The organism is bacterium (assembly GCA_037143175.1).
Taxonomy (GTDB): domain Bacteria; phylum Verrucomicrobiota; class Kiritimatiellia; order CAIKKV01; family CAITUY01; genus JAABPW01.
Genome location: JBAWZF010000004.1, coordinates 54,504 through 66,096, shown reverse-complemented (window position 1 = coordinate 66,096; position 11,593 = coordinate 54,504). Strand labels below are relative to the sequence as shown.

At 55.9% G+C, this 11,593-nt stretch carries 8 protein-coding genes; 5 read left to right on the top strand and 3 right to left on the bottom strand.

Annotated features, from left to right (window positions below):
- Positions 1–21: 21 nt before the first annotated feature.
- Complete coding sequence (locus WCI03_02830; GenBank protein ID MEI8138783.1) at positions 22–738, bottom strand: hypothetical protein; 717 nt, start codon at positions 736–738, stop codon at positions 22–24.
- A 339-nt stretch (positions 739–1,077) separates the two neighbouring features.
- Between WCI03_02830 and WCI03_02825 the strand changes: the two genes are divergently transcribed.
- Genes WCI03_02825 through WCI03_02805 form a run of 5 tightly spaced genes read left to right on the top strand, consistent with a single transcriptional unit; the run spans position 1,078 to position 7,846 of the window.
- Positions 1,078–2,562, top strand: a complete 1,485-nt coding sequence (locus tag WCI03_02825; GenBank protein MEI8138782.1) for a TolC family protein — start codon at positions 1,078–1,080, stop codon at positions 2,560–2,562.
- Positions 2,552–3,097 carry a hypothetical protein gene (locus tag WCI03_02820; GenBank protein MEI8138781.1) on the top strand — a complete coding sequence of 182 codons (546 nt, stop codon included), beginning with the start codon at positions 2,552–2,554 and terminating at the stop codon, positions 3,095–3,097. The genes WCI03_02825 and WCI03_02820 overlap by 11 nt, the downstream gene beginning before the upstream one ends.
- 6 nt (positions 3,098–3,103) lie before the next feature.
- Entirely contained in the window at positions 3,104–4,141 is a 1,038-nt protein-coding gene (locus WCI03_02815; protein MEI8138780.1) for an HlyD family efflux transporter periplasmic adaptor subunit, read from the top strand.
- A 16-nt stretch (positions 4,142–4,157) separates the two neighbouring features.
- Positions 4,158–5,912, top strand: coding sequence for an ABC transporter ATP-binding protein (locus tag WCI03_02810; GenBank protein ID MEI8138779.1), 1,755 nt, complete (start codon positions 4,158–4,160; stop codon positions 5,910–5,912).
- A complete protein-coding gene (locus WCI03_02805; GenBank protein MEI8138778.1) occupies positions 5,909–7,846 on the top strand; it encodes an ABC transporter ATP-binding protein in 1,938 nt (645 codons plus the stop codon). The genes WCI03_02810 and WCI03_02805 overlap by 4 nt, the downstream gene beginning before the upstream one ends.
- A gap of 136 nt (positions 7,847–7,982) precedes the next feature.
- Here WCI03_02805 and WCI03_02800 read toward each other — a convergent pair whose 3' ends face one another.
- Both WCI03_02800 and WCI03_02795 read right to left on the bottom strand, forming a co-directional pair.
- The gene (locus WCI03_02800; protein ID MEI8138777.1) at positions 7,983–8,288 is read right to left on the bottom strand and encodes a helix-turn-helix transcriptional regulator; all 306 of its coding nucleotides are present in this window, start codon (positions 8,286–8,288) and stop codon (positions 7,983–7,985) included.
- Positions 8,289–8,344: 56 nt separating this feature from the next.
- A complete protein-coding gene (locus tag WCI03_02795; protein ID MEI8138776.1) occupies positions 8,345–11,590 on the bottom strand; it encodes an efflux RND transporter permease subunit in 3,246 nt (1,081 codons plus the stop codon).
- Positions 11,591–11,593: the final 3 nt, after the last annotated feature.

Below are 11,593 nucleotides of genomic sequence, written 5' to 3'. Positions count from 1 at the left end.
GCAATCTCCTCTTATTTATTGTTATGGCTGAACCCACACGGCACCCATCGGCCGCAGCGTCACATCTCTGGCCCCAATACACAGCGATGGCTCATGAAATACCGCGATGCCTCTCAACTGAATCACATCATGCGGATAGCTCACTCCCGAGGCCGCACCGAGCGAGTGTTTCGGACCATGCCCCGCCACAACATCCGGAGAACGACCATCAAAACCATCTGAGCCCGCATCAGAATCAACATAGAGGGTGATCTCGGAGGAACCGTCAAACCCCGGATCGGTACCGCGTTGAATCTCCATCCCATCAGGGACACCATCTGAATCTGAATCAAACTTCAACGGATCCGTTTGATGAATCAGGATTTCACGGGCATCGGCGAGTCCATCCTGATCTGTGTCTAAATCGGCGTTTCCAACACGATAAAAACGCTGGACGGATGGAGTCATATCCGAATCCAGCCACGTCAGGGTATTGCTCCCCAGAGTTGGAAGATTTGTATCTCGAAGTCCCCATCCTCCCTCCTGCAGATTGGTGGACACATAGATATCCAGTGTGTTCGAAAATACAGAGGGATAATCAATCTGCAGTTCCAACCCCGAGCTAAAGTGTTTAGTAATGGATATAACAATATTAGAATCAGCGGCACCCGGGCGATCTCCTGCCACTAAATTCGCACCGGCTAAATAAAAAGCCATTAGTGGGCACAACACCATTACTGACGCTGATTTACGGCTCACGACCCCATACCTCCCTTCGCTTTATCCTTAATCTTACTTAGATTAGCTATCTTTTAATATGACTGCGTATTAACTTATAACATCTAAAACATCAAGAAGTATTTAGTTTTAATTAGCTTAGTACTTGTATATTAACACAGGTTCGCGCCTATTTAGACCCGATATTCCTGAAATCCAATCAATTGAAAACTTCATCATCTCACTTGACCTCCCGCCCCCAATCCACCAACATATCCCCCTATGAAAGCGCTTTTTCAGGCTAGCCCTCATGGGCATGTGTCCATTCATAAGGATTCTTTGTTATCAATGCATCGGCATTGTGTTTGAGGTTTGGCCTGTATGAGAGTTATATTACTAGGGTTTACCCTTTGCGTGATCGTTCTTTCATATGCGGCCTGCCGCGCCGATGAACTGGATGAACTCGTCAGTCTTGCCTTCAGCAACAGTCCCACCCTTCAGGCAGCCAGGGAAGGATCCCGGCAGGCAGAAGCTGCCTGTGCCGCAACCGCCGAATTTCTCGACCCGAAAACCACGGCCACAGCAGGCCGGTTATCCGGTAACGCCGCGGCCCCCTTATTAGCGTCACCGGCAGGAATCCCGGCCGCCGACGCTTACGGTGCGGCGGCCGCCGTAGAAGTTCCCTTTCGGCCAGGCATCTACGCGGGGATTGGCGCCTCGGAGCAGTACTTAATCAATCCCATAGCAGGCCTTGATTCAGGGTACCGGACTCTCGTCGGGGCACAAATTCGCATCCCGTTACTTCAGGACCGCGGGTTCAGCCTCTGGCGCCAAAGCCAGGCACGCCAAAAGGAACTTCAAGCTGCCGCCGAGGCCCGCCTGTTAGAGACACGCCAGGCAGTCCGGCATGCTGTTGAACAGGCCTATCTAACTTATCTGGTGGAAATTGCGAATGCCGCCACCTCGGAGTCCGCCACCGATCGTTCTCAACAGCTCTTGAAAGAAGCTGAAGAACTGGTTCGCCTGAAAGTGGTGCCGGAATACCAGTTAGCCCCCGCACGGCTTGAACTTGCGCTCCGCCGGGAGGAGATCTACGCCGCCAACCAGGCCATTGACACGGCCCGATTGCGGCTGGAACAGATCCTCGGCGTTCCACCCCCTGAACTGCTAACCACCAATTCCAACGCATTGATCACCCGTATCACTAACCTCCATATCCCTGAGATATCAGCCACAAGTTCATCTTTCGCTACACGTGGTGCCATCAGCGAAATTGAAGCCCTTTCGGCCGCCGCGTCCGCGGAAACCCGGACGCTTACTGACCGGCTACGCCCCGAATTGGGGCTGTCCCTACGCGGAGTTTGGGCGACCGAGGACTCGTCCTCAGCAGCGGCTAATGACGGGGCGGGTATCAGCGGCGAGGACTCCTCCGTGGCCGCCGTTCTGGTCTGGACACGGCCCTGGAGCCAGACAGGCGCCCACGCCCGGCTGCGCGAAGCACGTGCCCGCGAAGCACAATTGGCCGAGGTTCTCCACGAAGTGCAAAACCGGCTATCAGCGGACAAGGCTGCGGCCCACCGCGAATTCACCGGATCCGGCGAGCGGCTCAAGGAAATCACCATCGCTGTGGATCAGGCCCGCCGAACCCTGGAAGCGGAGGCCGAGCGATTCCGGCTCGGCGAGGGACGTAGCCGCAACGTATTGGACGCCCAAAACGACCTGACCAAGGCCTATCGGGCCCGCAACACCATTGTGGCCGCATTGCTTAAGGCCCATTCGGACTTCATGTTCGCAACCGGTTATCAACCTGACAACAATCTGGCGGCAGAGTTACCGCCCCTTGGAGGTACCCCCGGTGGGCATTAGTAAAATTATGGATATGTTCGGATTGGGTGACGACAAACCAGAAGACCTGGAAGTCGCCATGGAGAAACAAATCCTACCCGAGATTCAGCACAAAAGACGCGCTTCTGATGGCCTGCCCGCCGCGGGTGCCAGTGAGACCCAGCGCAGTGAAGAGCTCTTACTCCCTGCTGGGGAACTGCCCGACCACGTTCAGTTTGTCAAAGTGGGCCGTTGTCCCTCATGTGGAGACAACATTATTGAGAATACCGAACGCCCTTGTGCCTGGTGCGACACCCCTTGCCGCCCCAAACAGGATGGCTTCCATCTGGTTCATATCGCACTGGGCTCGTTCCAGGAGCGCCACTGCTTCTGTTGCGATGAATGCTACGAAGCTTTTCGCAGGATGTACCCTGCTCGAGTACATCGCAACTGCTATGAACGGCCCTGTGATGAATGCAACTATTGCAGGAAACGCTACACCGAAGAATCTGACGGTTTCGACGGGCAGGAGCAAGACTCCCGCTCGCAAGCCGCCGACACACCGGAGAAAGTCTGAAAATTTATGGGAGAATACCGCACCACAACCGGGGAACCCGCGCCGACATCCGCGCCACTGCGCCAACGTCGACGGTTCCGTCGCCTGCTCTTCACTCTGTCAACCATCGCGATCGTGACGGCGGCAGGGTTTCTGATCCAACTCGAACGTAGTTTTCTGGCCAATGGGTATGTCACCACCGAAAACTATGCAGAAGTTCGTCCGGCTACCGTCGGCACGATCGCAGAAATTCTGATTAAAACCGGATCCTCCGTAACACAAGGACAGGTCCTCGCTTATCTCGACATGACCGAAGAACAGGCTGCCGTCGAAGAAGCGCAAAGCCGTGTACTCCAGACCGAGTCCGAACTGGCTCGACGACAGGCCGAAATCGTTGAAGAAAAGCGCCGCCATCAGGAACTGATTGCCATTGCCCGTTTGCGCGTCCAGAATACCAGTGCCAAGCTTACCCGGGCGCAGGAATTACTTGAAAAGGGACTTTTGGCTGGCAGCGCCATGGAGGATACCATGCTGGCCGGAAAGCTGGCCGAAGCCGAGCTGGAATCGTTGTTGAAAAAGGATCAAACTGTTAGCGAACAGGAGCTTGCCGCACGACGACAGGAAATCAAGGCCAGGCGTGATGCCCTTGCACGTGCTGCTGCGCGGATAAGCCTGAAGACCATTCGCGCACCGGTATCCGGACAGGCGCTGCGCTATGAGTTTGTGGTTGGGGAACTCATGCGTCCTGAAAATATCATGTACGAGATCTTCGGCGGAGACCGGCAAGTCATGAAACTACGGATTCCGGAGCGCTACGCTGCCCGCATTGCCGTCGGCCAGCCGTATAAGGCACGCCTGACCTCCTATGGCGGCCTTCAGCCAGTATGGTTCACAGGCCAGATTGAAGCCCTCAGGAATGTAATCCAGACAGAGGGGCAAAAAACCTACAGGGTCGCCTATGGCGATTTCACATCCCGCGGTAAAATAGTCCCCCCTGGCACTTCAGCCGAGGCCCGCATTTACTTCGGCAAAGTAAACGTATGGCAATACCTCATCGACTTGTAAGGCCGTCGAGCGCCCCATGATTGCCTCCCGAATTAAAGTCTTTCTGCCCATGCTCTCTCCCTACAAGAGACGGCTCTGGGTATTGCTGGGCTTGACGGCACTCCTGTCCGTCCTCGCGATGATTCCCCCATTGATCATGCGCGCCATTGTCGACCGGGTGATTACCCCCGGGGATCGCAACCCCTTTTTCATGCTGGGGCTGGCCATGCTCTTATTGCCAATGATGAATGCCGCATGCTCTTACATCCAGACAATCGGCATCACTTACGTCGGACAAAAATTCGTCTTCGACATGAGGCAGGCGCTTTACCGGCACCTTCTGCGCCTCTCCATGCGGTTTTTCGGAAAAACTGGTGTCGGGATGCTTGTCAACCGGCTCATGGGTGATACCGGCGCGGTGCAAAACCTCCTCACCGCCCAAACCATCAGCATCGTATCCGACCTGATCTGCTCGGCCTTTGCCATCACCGCCACCTTCCTCATCAACTGGCGGCTCGCCATCGTGATTGTCATCCTGATGTTCATATTCGTGATCAACGCCCGCATTAACATCGGCTTCCTCCGGCAAACCAACCGGAACTACCAGCGCTCCATGGATCGCCTGTCAGCGGGACTGCAGGATCGCCTCATCACCTCACTGGTCGTCAAAAGCTACGGGGCGGAAGCACGCGAACAGCGGGTGTTCAGAGACCAATCAGACGCCAGTCTGAAACAAGTCAGCACGATGCAGATCGCCAACACCACGTTTTCCTACAACACCCAGCTTCTGGCGGACGCTGGTCGCGCCACCATTTATTTTGCCGGGTGCGCCATGGTGCTCATGGAACTGATGACCTATGGTGATGTACTGGCCTTCACCACCTATGCCCTCCAGCTTCTCTGGCCGGCGGTACGATTCTCGTTGCTGGCAAAACAAATTCAGGATGTCGGCGTGGCCGCCGACCGACTGACCGAGCTCTTCTCGGAAAAACCGGAAATTCACGATGCCCCCGACGCGCAAGTCATTCCCCGCCTGACCGGCCGCGTTGATTTTGACCATGTTGACTTCCATTACACGGAAGGGAAGCCCATCATTCGCGATTTCAGCCTGCATGTTGAGCCCGGCCAGACGGTCGCGCTCATCGGCCCCACAGGATGTGGTAAAAGCACACTCCTCTCCCTGCTGCTCCGATTCTTCGATGTCACCGGCGGAGCCCTGCGACTCGACGACCAGGATGTACGAACAGTCCAGCTTACAAAACTGCGCCGCCAGTTCGGCATCGTGCTTCAGGAGCCACAGCTCTTTACAGCGAGCATCGCCGATAACATCCGCTATGCCCGGCCGGGCGCCACACAGGCCGAAGTCGAGGCCGCAGCGCGTGTGGCCGAGATCCATGACTTCATCATGTCCCTCCCTGCCGGTTACAACACCCTCATCGGCGTCGAGGGCACACAACTGTCAACCGGCCAGAAACAGCGTATCACCATTGCCCGTGCCGTCGCGGCAAACCCGGCCATCCTGATCATGGATGAAGCCACCAGCGCACTGGATAGTGAATCCGAAGAGGCCATCCAACTCGCCATGGAACGTCTGCTTAAAAACAGAACCGCGTTCATCGTGGCGCACCGACTGAGCACCATCCGCACCGCCAACCTGATCGTCCTGATGAACCAGGGGCAAATCCTTGAGCAGGGTAACCACAAAGACCTCATGAAAATACCCGGAGGCCATTACGCCGCCATTTACGCCAAATTCATGGGACGCGGCACGCTGGAGGAAACCCCGGCATGAAGATACACCATCGCAACATCCGCTTCCGCCCGCCCCGCCGTGAGTATGAATCGGCCGCCGGCCACATGGATCTCTATTTTCGTTTCGTGCGGGACTACGTCTGGCCCTACAGGCGGATTTTATTGGCGATCTCCATTTGGTGGATTGTCAATGCCTGGACGCCATTCCTGATGGCCTGGTATGGCCGGGTAGTCGTGGATTCCATTCTGGTCGTTACCTCCACGCCGGACGTGAACTCCCCCTCCGTCTCGCCCCAGAACACCTCACCGATTCAAGACGATCGCCGACCTGAGGTATCCGCGCCATCCGGAGGGCTGACCAGGGATCGCGGCCCCGAACTGAGCGTCCGCCCTGCAGGGGCCATGCGTATGCTGGGCATCCTGTTTGGGGTCTACCTGCTCACCCTGATCCTTTCCAATATCGGCTGCCGGATGGAGGCCCGCGCCCGGATTCGGATCAGTCAGGGACTTACCGCCCGACTCCGGGAAGATCTCCACCAGAAGGTGATGAGGCTTTCCCTCGCCTACCACAAATCGCACGCCCCGGGCCGGCTTATGTCACGAATCTTGTCGGATGTCGGTGAGGTGCAAGATCAATTATATATGACCTTCCTGACCTTTCTCAGCGCCCTCACCGCCATTACAACAGGGCTGGTGATCCTGTTCATGCTCGATTGGCGTTTTGGAGCCATCGCGCTGCTCACCCTGCCCGCCTACATGATAACCTACCGCCGCTCACGGCACGTGCTTAAAGAGGTTAACTCGGAACTCCGCCACACCAACTCATGGATGTATGCGCTGGCTTCGCAGAAACTCGATAGTATGCGGGCCATCCAATCCTATGGCCGGGAACGACATGAGGACCTGAATTATCATCGTTTATCCGCCTGCTTCCTTCGCGACACCATGCTCCAGCAACATACCGCGGCCAGCTTGGGCGCCCTGTGCACGGTTATTGCAGCCATTGGAACAGGCAGTTTATTCCTCTATGGCACCTCACGCGTCCTGGCGGGCGAGATGTCCCTCGGAACGTTGATGTATGCGAACGGGGTGACCGCAGTACTCTTCGGCCCGGTGATCATGCTGAGCCAGCTTAACGTAACCCTGTCCAAACTGCTGGTCGTGCTGCAACGCCTGGTACAGGTGCTGGATGAAAAAGAAACCATCGCTGAAGCACCTGATTCACTGGAGTTCCCGTCCCCTCTCAAACGCGGCATTACCCTGCTCAACTCCCATTTCCGTCACGAACAGCAAATCGAACCGGTACTGGAGGACATCACCCTGCATATTCCGGCGGGCTCCTGGATGTGCTTGATGGGCCCCAGTGGCTGCGGCAAGAGCACGCTGCTCCACCTGCTCGGACGCCTCTACGAACCGGTGACAGGGGAGATCTACTATGACCATGTCCCCCTCGACCGGATTCGATCTGAAGACCTTCACAAGCGCGTCGTACTCGTACCCCAGGAGCCCCAGATCTTTGGCGGTTCTATCCGGGACAACATCTGTTACGGCAATCCTGACGCCAGCCCGCGCGACATCATCGCCGCCGCACAGGCTGCCGAAATACACGACCATATTATGGGGCTACCGGTGAAATACGAGACCTTGATCGGCGAGAAGGGAATGACCCTCTCCGGCGGGCAGAGGCAACGCATCACCCTCGCCCGGGCGTTACTCTCACAGCCCGATGTCCTGCTGCTCGATGACTGCATGTCGGCGTTGGATGCCGAAACGGAACGCCGAATCCAGGCCACACTGGTGAAAATCCTGAAAGGCCGTACCGCTGTGATCGTGTCCCAACGCGCGTCCATGGCTATGCGTTGCCAGCGAATTTGCGTACTCGACGGCGGCGTGGTCGCCGAAACCGGCACCCATGATGAACTGTCAAAAGGGAACGGTTTCTATGCCCGCCTGTATCGCCAGCAGACCCGGTAAGCCAATATCATCAATTTTTAAACGCGTTACCAATGCAATTCCAGATCTGGTCGCTTGTTGACTTCCTAACACCACAGTCTTGTGCAAACGACAGCCATCGGCTCCAGAGCCTCATGGTACCGCACCTTCAAGCGCTTCATCGCAGCCCCCGCTTTGGCAGAGGACGCTTCAGCTGCTGATCCAGCTCGTCAATACTCCGAGCCGGAGGCGGCTCCAGCAGCCCTTCAAACTCACTCAGGCGCCCCAGAGACATTGCGACCCGCAGGACAAGTTCCAGCGAAGCCTGCCCAGTTTGCTCAAACCTTTTCAATGACGCTTCGGAGACACCAGCCCGTTCCGCGAACGTCACACGCTTCCACCCGGCAGACAACCTCAACGCCTTCGCCTTGGCTCCCAATTTCACCGCGATCTCTTCTGGCATCAGTTTTGATATTGAATCCATATTGGTAAAATATAGACTATAAGACGTAATATATCAACTATAAGGATAATATATTATCATGACTGAGTGTCACGCCGTTTCCAAAGCAGATAAATGGCCGGGTAAACCAGAAGTTCCATCAGGAATGAGGTAAAAAGGCCACCGACCATGGGGGCGGCGACCCGCTTCATGAGATCTGAGCCTGTCCCTATGGACCACATAATCGGCATCAAGCCCATGGTAGCGGCGGCGACGGTCATCAACTTGGGCCGGATACGCTTGACCGCACCATGAATAATGGCTTCGTGCAGATCTGTCAGGTTTCGCAAGCGTCCTTCGCGCTTGGCCTCGTCATAGGACAAGTCAAGAAACAGCAGCATGAAGACCCCCGTCTCGGCATCCAGTCCCATCAAGGCTATCATTCCCACCCAGACGGCCACAGAGACGTTATAGTCAAGCAGGTATAGCAACCACACCGCACCGACCACTGAAAACGGCACCGCCAGCATCACCACCAACGTCTTGAAGGCGGATTTCGTATTCATGTAGAGCAATATAAAAATCAGCCCAATGGTCAGTGGGATCACCACCTTCATCCGCTCACGCACCCGCAACATGTTTTCGTATTGTCCGCTCCAGACGAGCGAATACCCCGTCGGGAGCGACACCTTTTCACCCACCACCCGCTTGGCCTCTTCCACATAGCCACCAATGTCACGCCCGGCAATATCCACATAGACGTAGCCCGCCAGCATGCCATTCTCATCACGGATCATGGATGGACCGTTCACCAACGCCACATCAGCCACCTCGGATAACGGAACTTGCACCTCCCCCATCCGGGCCGCCACCAGCACTCGCTGCAGTTCATCAAGGTTATCACGCAAATCGCGGGGGTAGCGAAGGTTGATACTGTAGCGCTCACGGCCTTCAACTGTAGTGGATACCGTTTCACCACCGATCGCGGACATGACCACTGCATGCAGGTCATCCACCGTCAGTCCATAGCGAGCCAGCGCCTCCCGCTTGGGGACAATATCCACGAAATACCCGCCAGACGCGCGTTCGGCAAATATACTGCGGGTTCCCGGAACCTTCTGTAAGGCACCTTCTATCGACTCTCCTACACGCTGGATTTCTGCCAGGTTTGAGCCAAACACTTTGATGCCCACCGGGGTACGGACCCCGGTGGTGAGCATATCGATTCGGCCCTTGATCGGCATGGTCCACGCATTGACCGAACCGGGAATCTTGAGGGCGCGGTCGAATTCGGCAATCAGTTCCTCCCGTGAGATATGTTCAGGCCAGATATGACCCAGCAAAGAGCGCAGCCACCGAGGGGCAAAATTTGAATACCAGCAAGGTTTTGCACGCCATTCGGCCATCGGTTTCAGCACCACCGTTGTCTCCATCATCGAGAACGGGGCGGGATCGGTGGAGGTGTCTGAACGACCGGCCTTACCGAACACAGAGACCACCTCCGGAAATGCCCGCAGCAGTCGATCCTGAGTTTCCATGAGGCGTTGGGCTTCGGTCACCGAAATGCCCGGCATCGTGGTGGGCATATAGAGAATCGTGCCTTCATCAAGAGGCGGCATGAACTCACTCCCCAGCTTGAGATACACCGGTACCGTGCTCACAACAATAGCAACAGCTAGCGCAATCACTGTCTTGGGATGACGCAATACCCAGCGGCAGGGCCGCTCATAAAGCGCAAATAACACCCGGCTGACGGGATGCTTTTCTTCACGCACATACCGCCCCACCAGCAGAGCATTTAACACTCCCGATAACGGCTTCCATCGGAATTTGAACTCATCCATGCGGGTAAACAACATCCGTACTGCGGGATCGAGTGTGATCGCCAATAGCGCCGCCATCGCGATAGCTAACGTCTTGGTATAGGCTAGCGGAGTGAACAATTTCCCCTCCTGATCCACCAGCGTGAACACCGGCAAAAATGAAACTGCCACCACCAGTAATGAGAAAAATACCGAAGGCGCAACCTCAATAAGTGCCTCCAGACGAATCGCATGGCAGTCTCCCTTGCCCCCGGACCGCTTCCAAAGCTCCAGTTTCTTGTAAGCGTTTTCAACTTCCACAATTGCACCATCCACCAGCACCCCGATGGAAATGGCAAGACCGGAAAGGCTCATGATGTTTGAGCTGATCCCCGCGAGATACAGGGGAATGAAACACAAAAGCACTGAAACCGGAATTGTCAGAATGGGCACCATAGCTGAAGGGATGTGCCAGAGGAAAAACAAAATGACCAGGCTGACGATGATCATCTCCATCACCAGATCATCCTTGAGATTATCAATCGCCTTCTTGATCAGGGAGGAACGGTCATAGGTCGTCACCACTTCCACGCCCTTGGGGAGCGAGGGTTTGAGTTCATCCAGCTTCGTCTTAACCCGCTCGATGACATTCAGGGCATTTTCGCCGTGCCGCATCACCACAATGCCACCCACCGTATCGCCGTTGCCGTTTAAATCGGAAACCCCGCGCCGAATCTGGGGGCCCATAGCGACGGAGGCCACATCCCGCAACAGTACCGGCGTGCCTTTAGTCCCGGCCTTAACCACGGCCTTCTCAATATCTTCCGGGGACTTTACATAGCCACGCCCACGGACCATGTACTCCCTGCCGCTCCACTCCAATAACCGGCCGCCAACTTCGTTATTACTGCGTTTCAGGGCACTGGCAACATCCATCAACGAAACTCCATAGCTCTGCAACCGGGCCGGATCCACCGTCACCTGGTACTGCTTTTGGAACCCGCCAATCCCGGCTACTTCAGCCACACCCGGTACGCTTTGCAGGGCATAACGCAACGTCCAGTCCTGAAAACTGCGTAAGTCGGCCAAACTATGTGTTCCGCTCTTATCGACAAGGGCATACTGATAGACCCACCCCACGCCAGTTGCATCCGGCCCCAACTGAGGCGTCACCCCGGCGGGCAGCGTGCCTTGCAGTTTGGATAAATATTCCACAACACGGCTCCGCGCCCAGTAGATATCGGTTCCATCCTGAAAGATGACATACACATAGGAAAACCCAAAATCGCTGAAGCCCCGGATGGCCTTCACTCTCGGGGCCCCAAGTAAGGCGGTAATAATGGGATAGGTTACCTGATCTTCCAAAATGTCAGGACTGCGATCCCACGGAGTATAGACAATCACCTGCGTATCGCTCAAATCGGGGATCGCATCCAAGTTAATATTCCGGAGGGCATACACGGCATAGGCCATGGCGGCTGCCACCAACAAGATGACCAGCATCCGGTTGCGGGCACTGAATTCAATGATACGCTTGATCATGGG